We start from the raw sequence: 20374 nt of genomic DNA on the forward strand, positions 1-20374 counted from the left end.
CTTTCTAGCTATTCTTCCGTTCCAGGAGTTTTAGTGGAATGTCAAAAGTGACAATGGTCCCTTCATCCGGAACGCTGCTGATATCAAAACGGACCTGATCTTCATAGTACAATTCTAATCGGCGGTACACATTGCGGATTCCGATGTTCGTTCCTGATGACGCTTCATTTTGAACATTACCTAATAATTCTTGCAGCTTCTCTGGCTCTATCCCTTTACCGTTATCAGAGACGGTAACTTTTAATCGTCCCTCCTCCACTAACGTCTTCACTTTTATCACACCTAGTCCCTCTATGGCCTGTAGACCATGTTTGCAGGAATTCTCAACGAGCGGCTGCATGCTTAGCTTGGGAATCTTATATTGAAGCGACTGCTCATCGATCTCAAATTGATAGTCGAATTTATCCCTGAACCGGAATTTTTCAATTTTCAAATACATCTCAATGAAGGTCATTTCTTCTTCCAAGGTAACGAGATCCTCTTTCCAGCTCAGCAGCCGTCTAAGTAATTTCGATAAACTCTTAATGATATCCGTAACATCTGAGTAATTATTTTTAGTACAGACCACCAAAATGGCATTTAACGTATTAAACAGAAAATGCGGATTCATCTGGCTTTGCAGGAAATTCAGCTCAGCCCTTACTCTTTCCATCTCCAGATTATTTTTTTGAATCTCCAGTTTATATACATCATTGATCAAGGAATTAATGGTAGTGGTCATCCTGTTAAAATTACGGATCAGGCCCCCGATCTCATCCTGGCCTTCATCAATCCGAATCAGCTCAAATTTCTCATTGGATACTTTCTGCATATGTCTGGATAACCGTTTCACCCGATAATTATAGGATCTTAACATCACATATAAAAAAGCGGTTGTGATTAGCGTGACAATAGACGCCAGAATCCCTGCATAAATCCGAATCTCCATTATCGCTTGGGTAATACGCTCACCTTGTGTAATTCCTATTATCCGCCAGCCTTTTATATAACTAGCTCCGCCGACGGGTACAATATGCACATCCTCCTTGCGCTCATCATCCTGCAGCTTGAACACGGGATAAGGTTCCGTGGTGCCTCTTTGATACCCGCTTTGTGCAGACATAATAATCTCGTCCTGCTCGTTAACCAGATAAAGACTCAAGTAATCTTTTTCTCTGATAATCACGTCATATATTTTACTGAGATCCAAATCAATTCTAAGCAGCTTTTCAAATTTATTGTATGAGCTGTAAGCGTCCATTCGCTCAATAACACTCAAATAAGGCGCTGTAGAAATCACACTAGAGATATCACTCATATGATAAGCGGCAAGAAACAGATGTTTATTCGCAGCCTTCGACTGCTTATACCATTCACTGTTCATTACCTTTTCATTGATGACCTGATAGTTGCTGCCAGAAACAATGGAATCATTGTTCGTGAATACAGTAATCCGTTCAATCTGATTGTTCACCGGCATATAGCTGTTCATGCGGCCTCTTAGCTGTTCATCAAAAGTGTCATAGAATTCAATAGAGTTTCCATACGTCCGCTCAAGTAATTCATACAGGTTCTTATCAGCAGAAAGCGTATAGCTGACAGCTACCCCACCTTCAATGAAATCATGAATATCCTTTCGGGCTCTTTCTAAGGATATCTCCAGATTCTGCTGCTCTCTGGATTTGATCAGATCGGAAATCCGATCCAAAAAAACAAGGTTAATAATAATGATAGGGAGAAGAACACCTATGATATAAATAAGGGAAAATTTATAATTCAAGGGAATATCATTCACTACTTTTCTAAATCTGAATTTTTTTCTCTCCATATGAAACACCTTGCTTCCCCTAGAGCTGTTGGTTCTTATTCTCATTTTTATACACGGATGGTACTACCCCTACAAGCAGCTTAAATTTATCTATAAAATAATCAGTGTTAGAGAATCCCACCTGCACCGCTATATCCGATATCTTTAGCTGTGTTCGTTTCAGCAGACTTTTTGCCTCTTCAATCCGTTTGGCATTTAGGTATTCACTAAAACCCTGACCCGTTTGCTTTCTGAACAGTTGTCCCAAATAGGTAGAATTAATATGAAATTGTTGTGCCAAATCCTGAAGCTTTAATTTATTCCGAAATTCCCGATCCACATACTGAATAACCTTGTAAATCGTATTTTGTTCATTCTGCTGCTCTAGTTCAGACAGATAGACGGCAGCCCGTTCACACAGACTTTGTACATAACGGCTTAATATAAAATAATCACTAAGCTCACCTAGATTTCCGTATTCTTGCTGAAGCTTAATCATAATCGTATCCGGGTCTCCATTCATTTGAGCTATAATTCTACAGATCGTAAGCTCTAAATGGGCCACTTTTGCTTTTACAACTTCAAGGGTCAACAGATTCTCAACGAAAGCAGTGAACGCTTCTTTTACACAAGGCTGGATCTGTTCCGTATCATTCGTTTGGACCTTATGCAGCAGCTGTCTGAAATGATCCTCATGAGGTTCTTCCTTTTTCAGGCTCCTAAGCTCACTATAATAAAAGACCCCTCTTTTCTGCTGATGCGTTTTTCGTTTCCATACCTCAAGTGCCTGCCTATAAATCTCTCGAATCGAGCTCACCCCGACCATTCTGCTGCTAAGTGCTAGAAAGACCAGCTCCTGTGATTGTTCAGTGAGATCTGAATGCATCTGGTTGACGATAGTCTCCAGGCTCTCATTGCCGATAGAAGCAGACTGAAGAATGATCCCCGCTCTTCCCGATCCGTCTTGAAAGAAGCAGAAGTGTTCCTCGGAAAAATAATCACTTATCTGCGGTTGGAATGGATTCATAGAGGAGGCCGGTTCGATAAGAATACACATTAACTCTGCATCCGCTTGAAGCTTCAAGGTGTTTCGGGTTAGAAGCTCTAAATTTTCGTTATACTCCCCTTGGATCAGGCGGTTGATGATATTATTTACGATAAAAAATTGCTTTTTATCAAACTCCTCATTGGAAGCGATTTCATTTTGGATTATTGGAGTGATCCTGCTTAATAAAGCCTCTATTTCTTCATCATCAATGGGTTTTAATAAATATTCATTTACCCGCTGGCGCAATGCCGTACGTGCATACTTGAAGTCATCATATCCAGACAGAATCACAAATTTAGGAGGTTTCTCCATGACCTCATTCAACTTTGTAATAAGCTCAAGTCCGTTAATTACAGGCATATTAATATCCGTAAGAACCAGTTCCGGTTTATTCTCCTGGATAAGCCTCATCGCATCCGTGCCGTTTTGAGCTTCACCACAAACTTCATAACCGAATTTTTCCCAGTCGATCATCGTCCTTAGCCCCTCAAGAACCCAGGGTTCATCGTCCACGATCAGAACCTTAAGCATGATGTTCGCTCCAATCTTATTAAGTTAAGCCCGCGCTTTACACCAAAATATATAGATCATGCTATCATACTTGGATAATGATGTGAATTCATAAATTTTCCTTCTTTTGTTTAAAACAGTACTTTTTTTACTTGAAAAAACGTACAAAAAACGACGTATCCTAAATTTCAGATACACCTTTACAAGGGCCCATCATTCCATTATCATGGTTTACATTGAGTAAAGAATTACATAGTGTAAACCATATGGGAGGGCTAAGATATGAGCAGCTTATCTAAGTCTGCTAGATTTCCACTTTTCATTCTGATGTTGAATCTATTTATCGCTTTATTGGGGCAAGGTATGGTTATTCCCATTCTACCTGAGTATCTGAAGCTGTTTAATGCGTCAGGGGCTGCTGCCGGATATCTTATTGCAGCTTTTGGAGCAGCACAGTTTATTTTTTCACCTATAGGGGGACAGCTTTCGGATAAATGGGGAAGAAAATCAATGATCATTTCCGGAATGTTTTTAACCGTACTTTCAGATCTGATATTTGCTGTCTCTACGACATTGCCCCTACTCTATGTCGCTAGATTTATTGGGGGTATAGGTATCGGAATCATGGTTCCTTCCAATATGGCCTACGTCGCTGATATCACCACCCATGAAACCCGCGCTAAAGGTATGGGGTACTTGGGGGCCTCCATGAATTTGGGTATGGTACTTGGTCCAGGGTTAGGCGGCATTATCGCTGGGTTTGGCATACGGACGCCTTATTTTTTTGCGGGTGGACTTGGACTTATCGCTACGATACTTTGTTTTTATATGCCAGAGACACTCCCAAAGGAAAAACGGAAACCCGTTAACAAATGGGCCCCTCGGGAATCTATTCGTAATCAAATCGTAAATTCATTCCGGACGTCCTATTTCCGCTATCTTCTGCTCATTCTAATCATGACATTTGGTCTGATGAATTATGAAACGGTGTACGCCCTTTTTGTGGAACAAAAATACGGTTTTGATGCAACGAAAATCTCAATCATTATTACGGTTGGTGCTATTATAGGCATTATTGTGCAGATCTGGCTGCTTGATCATCTGATTAAGAGACTTGGCGAGATAAAGCTTATACGTATATCATTGGTGATGACCGCTATAACCTTATTGTTGATGATATTCAAGATCAATTTAGGTTATTTATTAGTTGTATCCGGTTTATTTTTTGCTTTTAATGCTTTTTTACGACCCACAGTAAGTACATTGATTGCCAACTCAGCTGGTGATCGGCAAGGATTTGCTGCCGGATTAAATACAACGTATACCAGCATAGGAAACATACTTGGACCCATTTTAGCGGGATTGATGTTTGACAAACACATGGATATCCCCTATATTTTTGGGGCAATTATCCTGGCATCTGCCTTTTTCATCACCTTACAAAAACCAAAAAAAGAACAAGAAAGGAGTGTAACCCATGACTGAGAACTGGCACCAGAATTTAAAAAACAGAAACCGGGAAGAATTGATTGCTGCGGCGAAGGATCTTTTTATGAAGCAAAGCTTTCTCAAAGTTAATATTAAGGATGTCTGCGACGTGGCTGGTGTAAGCCGGGTTACCTTTTATAAGCATTTCCAGTCCATGAACGAACTGATTTTTGAGGTCCAGATGGAAATCCTGGAGAGCATGACGCAATTTGTTAGAAACGCACCTTCTTCAATTGAAATGAATGGTAAGCAAATGCTTGCTTCGATGCTTAATGCTTGGATTGATTATGCCCGGCAACACCCAGGTTACATCAAATTCATTCTTCTATTCGATTTGCATTTTGAAGCCTATGATTACAGTAAAGAACTCAAAGAAAATTACAGAAATTTTGTGATGCGGGGTAAAGAACGACATTTCTTAATGGATGCTCTGGAGGCCGGAGTTAAAGATGGATCATTAAAATTTGATACAGAACCCTTATCCACTGCTCATTTCATCTTCACGTCTATGATGGGTTTATTGCAGAAAATGAGCCTGATTTCCAAAGACGATTTCAACAACGAACTTCAGGATATTCAAATTGCTAACCGATTTGTGGACATGTTAGTTCAGTATTTAAGTACAGAAAGTGATGAATCTCCTGCCTTGAAGTAAGGGGACCCATCACTTTCTCCGTAATAGAAAGAAGTAGTTAAATGAAATTATTCTGCTTTAAGGAGCGGTTAGACTCATGTTTGATTAACCATTCTTTTCTGGCAAGCCCGCCTCCATAGCCCCCCAATTCACCATTGCTATTTATCACTCGATGACATGGAACCAAGATTGAAAGTTGATTGGTGCCATTCGCCCTTGCTACAGCGCGGCAAGCAGAAGGATTGTTGATTTTCTCTGCAAGCTCCTTATAAGAATCTGTCTGTCCCAGAGGTATTTTCCGGAGTTCATTCCACACCTTTTGCTGAAAGTCTGAGCCCAGATAACGAACCGGCGTTGTAAATTCCGTAAGTTCACCGGTGAAATACAGCTTCAATTCCTCCTCAATTTGGTGAAGGACGGCTACCTTTTCAGGTAATATAGTTGCATTTAAGCGAATGCGTAATCTCTTGATTTCATTTTCAAGTCCCTTGCGATCCACAAATTCCAGCAGTAAAAGACTCTCTTCATCGGAGATGGCCAGCATAGAACCCAATATCGTTTCTATCCAAGTACAGTACAGCACTTTAATCTGCTTGGAATGATTCGGGACAGTCCCCATCGTTCGTGAAAAAGCATCCCTAAACCCATTGCTCGAATCGTACCCGCTTTCCAGTTGTGCGTTAATGATTGAATCCCCATTCCTAATATGTTTGAATGCCAGTCCTAAACGTCTAGAACGTGCATATTCGATAAAGGTCATTCCAAATTGTTTCTTAAATTGGCGGCGTGCCGTGTTTGCACTAATAGACAGCTCATCAAAATCTTTATCTGTCCATTTTCGTTCCGGGTTGCTCTCAATAGCTTCTACAAGCAGCTTTACTTCAGGAGACATTTTTGTTGGATTGGATAGCGGCTGACACCTTTTACAAGGTCTATATGAAGCTAATAAGGCTTCCTTGGCTGTAGCAAAAAACTCACAATTTTCTTTTAATGGCTTTTTAGCGGGACAAGTTGGCCTACACATGATGCCCGTTGTTTTCACTCCTACAAAAAATACGCCCTCATAATTCGAGTTTTTCTCGACCAGCATCTTATAATATTTATCGATATCCTGCTCATTAGTTATCATAGTGTGGTTAGCTCATTTCTAAATAAAGTCCTGAGGCATCAAGCATTTGCCGGGCATTTTCTTGGAGGTTATGTTGTGCCTGAAAGAAACTACGCGGTCCATAGCTAATCCGTTTCACGCCAATATTTTGCAATTCATGATTTGAAAGCATACCGTCCATAACCATAATATTCACAGGCAGTGGCGATTTTTCAACAAATTGTTCAATCAAGCTTGGATCAGCGAGCCCCGGTATAAAAATCCCATCCGCTCCAGCGTCTGCATAAGCATAGGTACGTTCTATAGCTTGATTCACTAGATCCATCGAATGTTCCTTAGCCTTGAAAAAGATATCCGCTCTAGCGTTAATAAACACGCGCTTTTGCAGTTTGGAGGCTACTTGTTGTATGGTTTTGATCCTCCGGCTTTGTTCGCTGGTCTCCCATAGTTCATTGTTAGGATGATTTACGATCTGATCTTCAAAATTGATACCACAGATATCTAATTGAAATAACTGCTCCATGTTATGCGCTAAAATATCCTCATCTATAGCATATCCACCTTCGATGTCTACGGTCAATGGAACTGCTACTCGTTCGGCAATCTTTGATATCATCCAAAGCATAAGCTCAAATGTAAGCTGTTCACCGTCCGAATATCCCCACGCTTCCGCCATGGAATAGCTGCTGGTTGCTAGCGCCTTTGATCCAGCTTGCTCTATTGCTTTAGCCGAGGCTACATCCCAGCAGTTGTACAGGATCAGTGGATTTTTTTGATCATGCAGCGTTTTAAAATAGTCATAGTTTTTAGTGTTCATAAGTGGTCATCTCCATTTAGTTAAGAATAGAACCACTATATAATAGACATCCATTATCGATACCAGAAAAATTAACACCAATCTTTTTTTTCACAAAAAAAACACCGATAGATAATCTAATCCTCTCAGGATCAGATCATACCATCGATGCCAGTTTGCCGATTAAAGTTCTACCTTACGGAGTGATTGCTTCGGTGATGGTTTGGATGACTTTTTCCCTGTCCCCATCGGTAGGATTTGTGGAGCTGCGATCCCGATCAGAACTACGATAATCCCGATCCAGCGAAGTAATGATACCTCTTCTTGCAGAACTAACACGGAGGCTACTACAGCTGCCGGTAACTCCGCTGCCCCTAAAATCGCGCCTAGACCTGAACCTAGCTTCGGAACCCCGATCGAAAAGAACAGAACTGGAATTACGATGCCCAACAAACCTAGAGGTAGGCCGTATTTCCAAAGCCCATCGGTAATCGCACCGTCATATAAAAACGAAGGCGAAAAAACAGTCATAATAATAACCATTGCACTAGTGGTCATATACAAGCTTTTATTAACGGCAGGCACCTGCGTAGCTACTCGTCCACTCACAAAAATATAGAAAGCAAACGACACGGCTGACATTAAGCCAAAAATCACACCAGTGGTCGTAATTCCACCTATACTCGGCTCAAGGATGCCCCCCGCTAATACTGTACCAATTAGAAGGATAACCATCGAAATCACTTTTTCCCGACTAGGAAGTTTTCGATCTACAACTGCCTCCAGAATTACACCGATCCAAGTAAATTGGAATAACAGTACAATCGCAATCGAAGCAGGTAATTGTTCAACGGCGAAGCCATAAAATATGCCAGTTAAACTGATGGTGATCCCAGCGGCTAATAATTTCCCGCCTGTTTTTAACCCTAATTTCTTTCGAGAAAATAATAAGACCAGCAAGAGCAGCATACACCATCCAAAAAAGTATTGTGATCCTACCAATTGTTTCATTCTAAAGCCATCGTTCATTCCAAGCTTGACGATCGTAGAGAGTGAGCCATAACTACAAGCGCCTAAAAAAACTAGTAAAGCATATTTAAATAACTTCATATTCATCGTAAACCTCTTCCCTTTCTCTTGAGCAAGCTCATTAACATAATAAAGCCCCTTGTCATCGAAATGACAAGGGGCGATTGAAACCAAAGAATACATCTTTGACAAAATTCCGCCACTCCATCCACTGGATAGAGTTTGGTTTATTTACTTATAACAACTCCAATCATAATATGATAAATCACACAGGGTGTCAACTTGAAATTTAAGGATTTAGCTGGAACAATCGATAGACAATAACAGCTGCCTGAGCACGAGTTGTATTGGCTTTAGGTGCAAAGTTATCTTTTCCTACACCTTGAATAATCTTTGCTCCGCTCATGAATTGTACAGCCTCACGAGCGTAGGCTGAAACATCAGCGGCATCATTGAAATTCACTGGCTGGTCCACTTCCACGACCGTAAGCTTAGCGAGCTGTGCTGCACGATAAGCCATCAACGCCATTTCCTCACGGCTAATTGTTTCATTAGCACCGAAGGTTCCATCAGATCTGCCCTGAATAATTCCTAGCTGCTGAGCAGCAGCAACGGAGCTGTAGTACCAAGCATCCAGCGAAACATCCTTAAATGTACTTGCCGCATTACTTTCCTCTAGCTCTAATGCAAGCATCAGCATCTTTAGGAACTGTGCCCGAGTTACATTCAGCTGTGGCCCGAAGTTATGATCTCCGGTGCCATTCAGGATGTCTCTGGCGGCGAGGGCTTGAATGCTATTTTGTGCCCAGCCTAGTCCAGCGATATCCTTAAAGGAATTTTCCGCATATGCTACTGCGAATCTGCTGGAATTGTCTGGTCTAAAGATGATTTTGCCAGTTGTCAGATTAAACTGAGAGTTTCTAACCACCTCCACAGTCCCGTCTTCACGGATTTGGTAGACTACTATTTGTTCTACACCTGAAGTTGTCTTTGGTTTGTAATCCCGTTCAACCTTCAGTCCACGCCCAAAGCTGTCAAACTGTTTGCCATCAACAAAGAACTTAAACTCATAAATATCCCCGACATCTGTCTGAAGCGACAGTGTCTTCGCGTCAACTTTGCCAACTACAAGCTTCACGCTTGCGGCGTCAGATCCTGCCATCTCAAGAAGCAGGTCAGCATTTATTCGGAACGTAGACAATCCCATGTCTATTTCTAAAAGTTGAATTGCTTTTGCTCCAGCCAACTCACGAGCTGGCAAGGTCAGTTCAACCACCGAGCTGGCAGAGGCTGGCTTCACTGTGATTCTCAATACTCCATTCTGCATTGAGCCAATTGCTTGTTGCAGAATCGCTGAGGATACCTCTGCGATAGCTTTACCATTCACATCCGCTGTCACGGAAAGAGTAACTCCATTTGCGTTCACAGTTGGTTCCGGTTGTTTCACTGGTTTGACTGTCGTTGAAGATGAAGTACCGCCCGATTCTGAAACCTGCGATTCTGCCATAATCTCAATGGACATCATGCCTACAACACCAGAGCCATCTTTAGCTGTCGCTTTCACGGTTACCTTGCCTGCTGCAATTGCAGTGAGCAAGCCGGTATCCGTAATAGATGCTCGCTCAGTAGCTGATCCATCCTCATTCACCACTGACCAGCTCACTCCTGGATCGGATGCATGGTCCGGCAGGACTACAGCTGCCATTTGCAGGGTTTGCCCTGACTTGATTTCGCTCACATTATCTTTGGAGGAGACTTTTATCTCCATGACGGATATAGGAATGACATGAACAACCGACTGTGCCTCATGCAGGATGTCAAATTCAACATCTGTGTTGGATCCCCGGAAAGAAATAAATCCAAGCGGCACGGTGATTTCACGGGTTGTCTTCTTCGCTTTGAAGATCATTTCTAAGAATTCCGCATCATCGGTCAGGATATTTCCTGCCTCCGTTCCAGCTACACTAACTGTTATTAGACCTGGACTGTCCTCATTAATATGAGTGATGCTGAATCCGTCTGGCAAGGTCTGAGCGGATACGAATTCCACACCAGATACGTCATATGCCATGGTAAAGTCTACAGCATACACTTCCTTGTAGACGGAGGTAGTAACATTTGTAAGCCCTACACGGTAAGTGAAATCCTGTCCTGCCGCCACTGTGACCGGTCCGTTCAGCGTTGCAGCGGGCAGATTACGGGCAATCTCACCTTGTCCGCTGATGTTAATCTCTAGGCTTCCGGATACTCCACTTCCATCTATAGCTCGCGCAGTTACTTGTACGCTACCGTTCTTTCTAGCTGTCAGCAAGCCCTTCTCATTAATAACCGCTTTATCCGTAGAGGTTATCCCATCTGCTTCAGTTACCGTCCAGATAACTTTAGGATTCGTCGCATTTTCTGGAAGCACAGAGGCTTGCAGCTGCAAGGCACCGCCCTTCGACTCAATGCTGCTAATTCCATCTTTACCCGTTACAGTAATTGAAGAGACATGTAACTCAGGTATCTGCTCTTGACCCACTAAGATCTTGGATTGCTGTGGATTCCAGCCATCACTTCCACCAATCACAGCTTCAATCGTATAGGCAGCCGCCTCTTCTGCTGTTAATTGTTTGGACCAGCTGTAACGTGAAGCTTCATTAGCACCCTCTCCGTAACTTAAAAACTCAGAGAACCGTGCAGTTTTGGAACGACCTTCATACCATTCATGCCAGCCAGTAGCACGAATATGAGCTCCCAGCTCCGTATTAATGAAGGTAGAGCTGCCGTATTCTCTCCATGGCCGGCCCAAGTCAACGGTTCCAGCAGCAACGTCCTCACTGGCAGTTAGTCGATTATTGATGAACACATAACCAGGCTTACCCGCTGCCGTGGAAGGCGCAGTAACATAGCCAGCACCCGCACTTTGAATCACATTATTCTCGAATACAGCAGCGGAATTACCGAAGATAAAGTCCACTGTACCTTCAATATGGCTGTCGACGAAATAGGCTCTTCCCTTATCTGCGAACAGGGTATCCTGATATCCTAGAAGCTTAACATTTCTGTACACTCCCCGGTCTCCTTCAGCATATAAAGCGACTGCCTGACCGGCATCCCGCCCAGCACTGTTCTCAACCGTCATGTTCTCCAGTGTGAAATCAGTTGCAGCAGCCTTTAGTGTATAACTGCCGCTGGTGCCCATTTCTTTACCATCTGAGCCAATGGTTTTCGCGGAGTCACCGTTAATAAGTACGGTACCTTCCCGGCTCTCACCGATGATACTAATATTCATCTTACTAGAAGGTACAAGCACCTTCTCCTTATACGTGCCGTTCTTCACTTTAATAATCGTGGTTAGGGCACTATTATCAGGTGCTGCTTGAATAGCGTCATTAATCGTTTTATAATCTCCTGTCCCATTCTGAGCAACAATAATGACAGGAGCTGGAATTCCCTTGACCACCTCGGATGGAAGACTGGCACCCTTATCACCGATGGCGATTACCGCATATTGATAGGCAGTCCCGTTGCTCAAGCCTTTATCGGTATAATCGGTTGCTTCGATGCCGTCGGCCACGACCGCATAACTGCCACCGCTCTCCGAGCGTAGAATTTGATAGCTGCTAGCTCCATCAGCTACATTCCAAGTCAGATGGATATCAGTGTTGCCAGGCTCAGCACTAACTCCTTGTGGAGCCTGCGGCTGGCCGGAATTCTGGTATGGAACCGCTGAGGCAACAGCTGAATCTAGACTACTACGGGTACCATTTATTGCTTTGACTTTGTAATAATACGGTGTTCCGTTTACGAGCCCACTATCAGTAAAGCTTGTGTCTGATAAATCAGACCCGAGCACTTCATAAGGACCTTTCGCCGATGAGGCACGTTTGACAATATACTGGTTCGCCTCCTCAATCGCTGGCCAGCTTAGTTTCACTACACTGTCACCAGCTTCAATGGAAACCACAGGCGTTCCCAAAGGAGATTGCGGAGTAGCTTCAACAGGCGCTGATTCTTTTCCCTCTCCGGCCACATTTGTTGCAGATACGACGTAACGGTAGGTTTGCCCGTTGGCCAGACCTCCGACGCGGTAAGTTGTGCCGGCGATTTCTTTTGCCACGAGTTCATAGCTGCCTGAAGTCTCATTCCACTTCTTGATGCTGTAGCTGGCTGCATTCTCCACAGCATTCCAGCTGAGATCCAGCTGAGCATTCCGGCTTATAGCCGCGAACGATTCTGGCGCAGGCAATTTCACCGCCAAAGCGGATGGGGTAATACTAATTTCATTGGAATTTCCCGATTCACCAGTGGGCGCCATCGCCGAGATAACATAATAATAGGTAGTTTCGTTGGTAACTTCAGTATCAATATATGATGTCTCTGTAATAGCGTTGGCAATAGTCTCATAAGGCCCCCCGCTCTTAAGACTTCTCTTAATATTGTAGGAAGTTGCCCCTTCAAGAGCAGGCCAGGATAGCTGGGCTGCTTGGTTTCCTGGAAGTCCAGTCAGTCCAAGCGGTGTTTCAATCGGCTCAACATAGATCTTTAAATTATCTAAGTAATAATTTCCTGAGCCGCCGCCCGGTGTCTTGGACAAAATACGCCCAATGCCATAGCTGGCGAAATTCGTGGTTGTGAACGGAAAAGAGCCCGCAGGCTGATCATCGATATATACATCCACTTTATCGTTGTTCACATCCACCTTTAGCTTCAGGTTATACCATTGTTTTAGGGAATAAGAGTTCATCAGTTGATGATACTGACTGCTTCCCCTACTCATGGTTAGCGTATATTTACCTGTAGCTTCAGGAAGCGTTGGCTTTCTGCTCTCAATGGAGAATGCCGTTTTGCTTCCATCTGTACTCTGGGCCTGCAGGAACACCGAGGTTCCCGATTCTGTCGCAAACATAAAGTCAGTGTCAATAACGAGTGCACCCGTAATTGGCGCGAATTTGCGGATAAACTGCACGCTGCCGTTCGCACCATCGAACACATTCAACACTTGATCTGACGTATTCCCCTTACTGTCAGACGGTGTGGGAGATACAATAACCTTTTGAATTTCAGTCTGTGGATTGGGAGTCACATCATAATACTCTGGTGTCACACCCACAGCAACCTGTTCAAAGTCTTCATCCACATAATACACATTACCTGCTTCACCTTCAGCCGTAGCGCTGGCCTCATCGGAATCAAAGCTTTCACCAAGCTCATTCACAGCACTGACCACGTAGTAATAAGTTTTTCCGGAGCTGAGTCCGGAATCAGTATACAGGCTATCTTTAATTTCAGTATTGATCGTCTTGTATGGACCGCCTGAAACCTCACTACGTTTAACACTATACGACTTGGCAGAACCAACATCCTCCCAGTTCAGCTTCACTTTTTCCTCACCTGCTGTCGCTGTAAGACCACGGGGCGCAGTAGGAAACTGATCACTAAGCGGTTTCAGCTCCACCTCACTGAAGACAGATGCATTATAACGATTAACCTCGTTATCTACCTTAGCGGCATCGGCTGCAAGACCAAAATAAACCGTATCATTCAGGTCAAGCTTCACCGTGCCTACCTTGCTCCATGTTACTTTATCCGGCGATACCAGACCTGTCACTTCATTACCAAGACGAACCAGCTTCACCCAATAAGGTGTATTGATGAAGCTGTCCGGTTCTGTTTTTACCACCTTGGCTCCTGTGGTGGAGCGGGTAATCATAACTCCCTTCTTGCCATATTTGACATAAGGGATTGCCAGCATTGTCATTTTAGAGTTCTCATTGAGATTATCACGAATCATGACACCTGCTTTGGCATAATCGTCAGTTCCCGTTACGGAGTCGATTCTAGCAATAATTTCACCATTGCCTGTCAGGGTTTGATAAGCAAACTGAAAATTATCAACAGCCGTTTCGCTCTCTGATGTTGCTCCGATAAGTCCAGCCGATTTGAGCGTAATCTTCCCGCTATCCGGATGAAGCGTAGTCACTCCCGCTATCCCTGGATGGCCAATATCCACCGAAGTCCAAGGAAGAACGGATCCAGACGTGTTGACATGAATAGCCACGTTATCAGATTGTGTCTTGAGACCCTTATTGTCTATAGCCTGAACAACGAGATAATAGGTACCATCCTGCACATTGTTCCAATCGAAACTATAAGGTGCTGTGGTAGCTTCGGCTTGCTTCACACCATTAACGATAAATTCCACCTTAGCAATACCATCGCTATCACTGGCAGAGGCTGTAACCTTCACATTGTTGCCCGACTCTATGATTTGGTTATTCACAGGATAATTGATAGCGGTTACAGGATTGTCTGTATGCTCATTCCCTGCTTTTCCCAAAACAATCAGATCATTCAGATACACTTCTAGATTCGTATAGCCCTCCGTAGATAACGTCGTCTTCTTACCATCCTCAGAATCGGTAGGGTCTAGTCCATTAGCAATCTCCCAGCTGTCATCCATACCGTCATGATCCATGTCGATTACATTGGAAGCTGTCTCTGTATAGTCTGGGTAACCGCCTATTTCAATAGGTGAATTAATATGCTGTCCAGTGCGATTCTTCACATCATTAATGACCCGCGCATCGTAAGCATCACGCCTTGGCAGAGTGGCACCGGCATCAGCCATTACATTTACGTAGGCTTCCTCCGCCGACACTGCCGCATAGGGGTTAGGCATCTTTGCCGGCTCCGTAAGCTTAGAGATATCCGAATACTTTTGCACACCCTTCCAGTTGTCTTCAGTAACCTTCGGATTACCATCCATGATGTTCCCATCTATAAACAACCGGGTTTCTGGTGACACTTCCCCAAACAATTGATTTTTTACACTGGTGTAGGTGTTTGGACCATTTTTATAATAATTGTTAGTGATATTATATCGATAATCTTCTGCACCCCCACCATAGGTCGAAGCGAATCCCCAGTTATAGATAACGTTATTAGACATTTCCGTCAGGTCCACCAATTTGGTCACCGTCGGCAAACGGGGGTTGCGGCTGGTGCTATGGGCAATCAGATTGTGAAGGAAACTGGCATTTTTGCCACCCCAGATTCCTCCGTAGCCGTGACGTCCCTTCTGGTGCGTCGTCATCAGCATACTTTCAGCGGATATCGACCATTGCACAGTAGTATTCTCGTTATCATACAGACTGACCACTTCATCCACCGACCAGCTGAATGAGCTATGATCGATAATGAGATCCTTATGGTACCTTGATCCAAAAGCATCATCTTCACTAGCTACCCGGTCGCCTAACCGGAAACGCATATAGCGCATAATAATATTGTCAGCTTCAATAGAGGTTGTGTAGTCGGCAATTGTAATTCCGTCACCTGGAGCCGTTTGCCCGGCAATCGTCAGATTTGAGCCGGTAATCTTGAGGGATTCCTTCAGATGGATGGTTCCCCCCACTCGAAAAACAATGGTCCGATTACTTTGGCTTACCGCATCGCGGAAGGAGCCGGGGATCGGAGTTTCCTTGATACCATAATCAGCCAACGTCGTTACTTCATACACAGGTTGAGCTCTTCCGCCGGTTACATATTTGCCGCCGCCTTCCGCGCCCGGAAAAGCAGGAAGCGCTTCCAAAGAAGCGGCCTCGACACCACCAAATGGCATACATGTTGCAAGAAGACTCGCAACCAGCGCCCCGGATAACCATTTTCTCTTCATACAAGACCTCCTAATATCTATTGGAATAAGAAGGGGGCCCTGTCCTCAGAGCAACCCCTTCCTTAGTAAAGCCGTGTGTATTATTCCTTGCCCTGATAACGGAAATATGCGAAATCAGCACTGCTGCCACCGAACTGCTGCATATCATGCGCCGCAATGCCAACAAAGTTCCCAGTGAAGCCTCCCGACAAAAAGCTGATATTCTGCGGATCGCCAAGTGGCTTCCACTCCGTATCGTCACCCTTAAGATAAACAAATTGCCCAGTCACTTCCTGCACCTCAACCGCGATCCGCACTGTCTCCCCTGCATTTAGTTCAATCATTACAGGCTCCGCAGTGAATTCATCGCGCTGACAGCGCATTAACCGCAGCACCTTGCCACGTCCTTCTTCCTGGCTGATATACGCATAAAGATAGTTATCCTCATTCAGGTATAACAGTAGTCCTGCCATCTGCAGATAAGTATTCGGTTCATATTCAAGCGCTGTTTCAGCGCGGAAGCTTATATCCGTCTGGCGAATAGCCAGAATATGATGCTCAAACAGACTCTGCACGGACTCCCCGGCCCTGATTCTTAACCAGCCCGGTCTTTCAGCAAGGGAACACCAGCTTTCATTCCTAGGAATCCGCAATGTATTCCAGTTCTTTTTCAATTCTGGGCCATTAAAATCATCCTCAAATTCAAGCGTCCGCACTTGGTTCAGGAACTTTGTTCCTTTAGGTGCTGGTACCTTGAGCTGTGGTGTATTTCCGCCTGAGGTTAGTCTTAACCAGCCCTCCTCATTCCAGTGCACCTGCTGAACGGCAGTCTCTCTCCCCAGTATGGCGTATTCGCCTTCCAGGGGTCGCGTACACAAATGGGCCATATACCATTCACCTTCTGGTGTCTCTACCAGACTTCCATGGCCGGCACATTGAAGCGGCAGCTCGGGATTATCCCGAGAGGTCAACATCGGATTGAGCGGATCCACCTCATACGGACCAAGCAGCGCCTTGGAGCGCGCTACGGTTACGGCATGCCCCGATCCAGTGCCGCCTTCTGCCGTAATTAAGTAGTAATAACCTCCCCGCTTGTAAATATGCGGCGCTTCCGTCTTCTTCAGCGGCGTGCAATCAAAGATTTTCACAGGTTCACCTATTAATTGGCACTGCTCTGGATCGTACTCCTGAATTACAATCCCGCAGGACTTGTTGCCGTCCGTAATCCGGTAATCCCACAGCTCATTCAGCAGCCATTTGCGCCCATCCTCATCATGATACAGAGATGGATCGAACCCGCTGCTGTTTAGGTATACCGGTTCAGACCAAGGTCCCTCAATACCCTCCGCAGTGATCAGATAGTTATGACAGTCTTTAAAAGGCCGTTTGGTGCTCTTAACATCGGTATAAATCAGATAAAACAAACCGTCATAATAACTAAGCTGTGGAGCCCAGATACTGCAATTTTTCGGATTTCCCCGCAGATCCACCTGATGAGTCAGAATATCTGTGCAATGCTCCCAGTCTGCTAAGTCCGCTGATTGATACACCCTCACACCGGGCAGCCATTCAAAAGAAGAAACAGCAATATAGTACATCTCCCCTGCTCTTACAATACAAGGGTCAGGATTGAAGCCTTTTAATATGGGATTGTGAATAACTCCTGTCTGAATGTTATCTGTAATCATCTTCATACTCCTTCCTATTTCCATACATCCGCACCCTTCACCCAAAGCAAATCTGCAGTCTATCCTGTCAATTATCAGTCTGTCTGCTCACTTAGATCTTCCTGTGACGGGATAACGGTTACTTGCTGCACTAATTCTTCCACTTTACGGGTGTTTCTCGATTGGCAGCCGGTGATATCTACCGTTTCTCCATTTTCAATATAAAAAGCCGGTCCTTCATGATTCTCGATCGTCACTTGGCGGAAGCGAATATCTCTTACGTTGCCCAGATAGAACCCACGGTTGTTCATATCCTGGATTCCTGACATCATGGCTGGACGGCCAGGGATTGCATTCTCTGCCATGGAAATATCAATATCGGAAAAGGTAATTTCTGAAATGTATTGCTCCGCAAGGCCGTAAAGAAAACCTGCAGCCGCGTGAACATTCCGAGCAGTAATATTAGCAAAATGAATCCGTCGGAAGCAGGGGGTCTCCTCCGTCACCGGATAAGGATTCTTATCCCATACGTATTTGTCCTTACCACGTGGTCCGCAGAAATAATAAAGATTAAGAATAAACGGACAGATCACGTCCTCCATCACGATATTGCTGACACGAATATCTTCGACAACACCTCCGCGCCCGCGTCTGGACTTCAGCCGAATGCCGCGGTCCGTCTGCTTGAACACGCAATTGCTGATCACGATATTACGGATATCTCCGCTCATTTCGCTTCCCAGCACCACACCGCCATGACCATGAATCATCGTGCAGTTAGTTATCGTGATATTCTCGCAGGCAACCCGCTCCTTCGTATCCTCCGTCCCTGCTTTAATGGCGATGCAGTCATCACCCACATCGATATTGCAGTTGCTGATGCGGACATTCACACAGGATTCTGGGTCAATACCGTCTGTATTAGGCGAATCCGCCGGATTATAGATCGACAGATTATCAATCGTAACATCATGGCAACAGATAGGATTCACAGTCCAGCTTGGGGAGTTCACGAGTGTCAGATCTCTGAGCGTGACTCTACGGCAGTTGTCGAAGCTGATAAGCTTCGGGCGGGGATACAGCAGTGAATCAGGAGAATTCCGATGTTTATCCCACCAAGGTGCGCCCCTTCCATCCAGCTTGCCTGCACCTGTAACCGATACATTCTCTAGATTTATTCCAAAAATACATGAAGCATGGACGTTCTGCTTCACACCCTCCCAACGGGAATCCACCACCGGATAATCGTTAGGATCAGAGCTGAAGCTAAGCACAGCTCCAGGACTGAGCTTCAGCTCAATATTGCTTTTCATGAAGATAGCACCCGTCTGATAGTGCCCGGAAGGAACATAAACTGTTCCTCCCCCTGCCTCGCTTGCCGCATGAATGGCACTGGCTATCGCTTCCGTTGAAGGCTCTGCACTATTAGGATGTGCTTCGTAGTCATTTATATTGTAGATAGACATGTGCTTCACTCGCTTCCTTTCGTCACGGCGGGATGCTGCAAATATTCATATTCTCCACAAGCCAGGAGGAATGCGCCAAGCCCCTTCTGATCATTGGTTACGATCGGTTCACTGATATAATAGGCGTAAGTACCATCTCTCCGGTCCTCACCACCGAGTCCAGCGACCTGGCAGTTTTTATTCAGGTTAACCCAGCCTTTTTTGGTTTCCAGCACAAATTCAGCAATAAGACCTTGATAAGCACGGTCAAGAGTCTCGAACCAACTATCATCGAGTACACCAATCCGAATGCCCTTAGCCATTGCATAGGTGATCATGCTAGAGGCGGAAGCCTCCAAATAATTGCCTTTACGGCCGCCCATATTTACAACCTGATACCAGACTCCAGCATCCGCATCCTGAACCTGACGAAGCGCTGTCAGCGTATCTGTCAGAATACGTGCCAAGATCTCGTAATCCGCGTGTTCCTTAGGGAGCATTCCGAGTACATCCACTAGCGCCATCACATACCAGCCCAGCGAACGCCCCCAAAAGTTCGGAGACAACCCCGTTTCAGGATCGCACCACGGCTGTACCCGCTTTTCATCCCATGCGTGAAACAGAAGACCCGTCTCAGCATCCTTGGTATGACGCTCGCACAGAATAAATTGCCGGGTCACATCGTCCAGACCCTTGCCGCCTTCATACTCAAGTAAATACTCCAGATAGAAAGGAGAGCCCATATACAAGCCATCCAGCCAAATCTGATAAGGATATACATTCTTATGCCAAAACGCACCTTCTGAGGTTCGAGGATGCGTTGTTATCTGCTTTCTTAATAAATCTGCAGCCATTTTATATTTCGCTAACCCAGTTTCTTTATGGAGCACAAATAGGATCTTTCCGTTATTTAAGTGATCAATATTATGTTCGCTCAGGCGATATCCCTTCACAGAGCCGTCTTCCTCAATAAAATAATCCATATTATCTTTGATGAATTGATAATATTTAACCTGCCCGGTCTGTCTCCACAGCAGCTCAAAACCCTTCAAGATGACTCCATAATCATAAGACCATTTTCCATGATATCCGTTATCCTCATATAATCTTGGCGTTCGCTCCATAATCGAATCTGCCATTCGAACACCCCAGCCCATACTCCTAAGTGCATTGTTGTCTTTCATTTTTTCCTCCTGTTTGAATAGATATGGTCCTAAACGCAGC

Annotated in this window: 11 protein-coding genes; 2 read left to right on the forward strand and 9 right to left on the reverse strand. The window is 44.6% G+C overall.

The features are described 5' to 3' along the window. Positions 1 to 4: 4 nt before the first annotated feature. Positions 5 to 1807: a sensor histidine kinase gene (locus MHH50_RS26325; protein ID WP_076130481.1), complete on the reverse strand. Its 1803-nt coding sequence runs from the start codon at positions 1805 to 1807 to the stop codon at positions 5 to 7. Positions 1808 to 1826: 19 nt separating this feature from the next. Beyond that, entirely contained in the window at positions 1827 to 3365 is a 1539-nt protein-coding gene (locus MHH50_RS26330; protein WP_076184797.1) for a response regulator, read from the reverse strand. Positions 3366 to 3626: 261 nt separating this feature from the next. Here MHH50_RS26330 and MHH50_RS26335 point away from each other — a divergent pair, with 261 nt between their 5' ends. Continuing rightward, positions 3627 to 4829, forward strand: a complete 1203-nt coding sequence (locus MHH50_RS26335) for an MFS transporter (RefSeq protein ID WP_076310243.1) — start codon at positions 3627 to 3629, stop codon at positions 4827 to 4829. Beyond that, positions 4822 to 5487 (forward strand): TetR/AcrR family transcriptional regulator, encoded by a 666-nt coding sequence (locus MHH50_RS26340; RefSeq protein WP_076281962.1) that lies wholly within the window; start codon positions 4822 to 4824, stop codon positions 5485 to 5487. The genes MHH50_RS26335 and MHH50_RS26340 overlap by 8 nt, the downstream gene beginning before the upstream one ends. 37 nt (positions 5488 to 5524) lie before the next feature. Here MHH50_RS26340 and MHH50_RS26345 read toward each other — a convergent pair whose 3' ends face one another. The 7 genes from MHH50_RS26345 to MHH50_RS26375 all read right to left on the reverse strand — a co-directional run bounded on the left by MHH50_RS26345 (position 5525) and on the right by MHH50_RS26375 (position 20334). Continuing rightward, complete coding sequence (locus MHH50_RS26345) at positions 5525 to 6595, reverse strand: trifunctional transcriptional activator/DNA repair protein Ada/methylated-DNA--[protein]-cysteine S-methyltransferase (protein ID WP_340033656.1); 1071 nt, start codon at positions 6593 to 6595, stop codon at positions 5525 to 5527. A 7-nt stretch (positions 6596 to 6602) separates the two neighbouring features. Beyond that, positions 6603 to 7391 (reverse strand): isocitrate lyase/phosphoenolpyruvate mutase family protein, encoded by a 789-nt coding sequence (locus MHH50_RS26350; protein WP_340033657.1) that lies wholly within the window; start codon positions 7389 to 7391, stop codon positions 6603 to 6605. A gap of 162 nt (positions 7392 to 7553) precedes the next feature. Further along, positions 7554 to 8480 (reverse strand): DMT family transporter, encoded by a 927-nt coding sequence (locus MHH50_RS26355; RefSeq protein ID WP_076130480.1) that lies wholly within the window; start codon positions 8478 to 8480, stop codon positions 7554 to 7556. 208 nt (positions 8481 to 8688) lie between these two features. After that, the gene (locus MHH50_RS26360; RefSeq protein ID WP_340033658.1) at positions 8689 to 16059 is read right to left on the reverse strand and encodes a pectinesterase family protein; all 7371 of its coding nucleotides are present in this window, start codon (positions 16057 to 16059) and stop codon (positions 8689 to 8691) included. Positions 16060 to 16139: 80 nt separating this feature from the next. Next, complete coding sequence (locus MHH50_RS26365) at positions 16140 to 17726, reverse strand: glycoside hydrolase family 43 protein (RefSeq protein WP_340033659.1); 1587 nt, start codon at positions 17724 to 17726, stop codon at positions 16140 to 16142. Between the two features lie 74 nt (positions 17727 to 17800). Next, positions 17801 to 19171 carry a glycoside hydrolase family 28 protein gene (locus MHH50_RS26370; protein ID WP_340033660.1) on the reverse strand — a complete coding sequence of 457 codons (1371 nt, stop codon included), beginning with the start codon at positions 19169 to 19171 and terminating at the stop codon, positions 17801 to 17803. 5 nt (positions 19172 to 19176) lie between these two features. Beyond that, the gene (locus tag MHH50_RS26375) at positions 19177 to 20334 is read right to left on the reverse strand and encodes a glycoside hydrolase family 88 protein (RefSeq protein ID WP_340033661.1); all 1158 of its coding nucleotides are present in this window, start codon (positions 20332 to 20334) and stop codon (positions 19177 to 19179) included. Positions 20335 to 20374: the final 40 nt, after the last annotated feature.

The organism is Paenibacillus sp. FSL H3-0302 (assembly GCF_037982245.1).
GTDB classification, from domain to species: domain Bacteria; phylum Bacillota; class Bacilli; order Paenibacillales; family Paenibacillaceae; genus Paenibacillus_AQ; species Paenibacillus_AQ odorifer.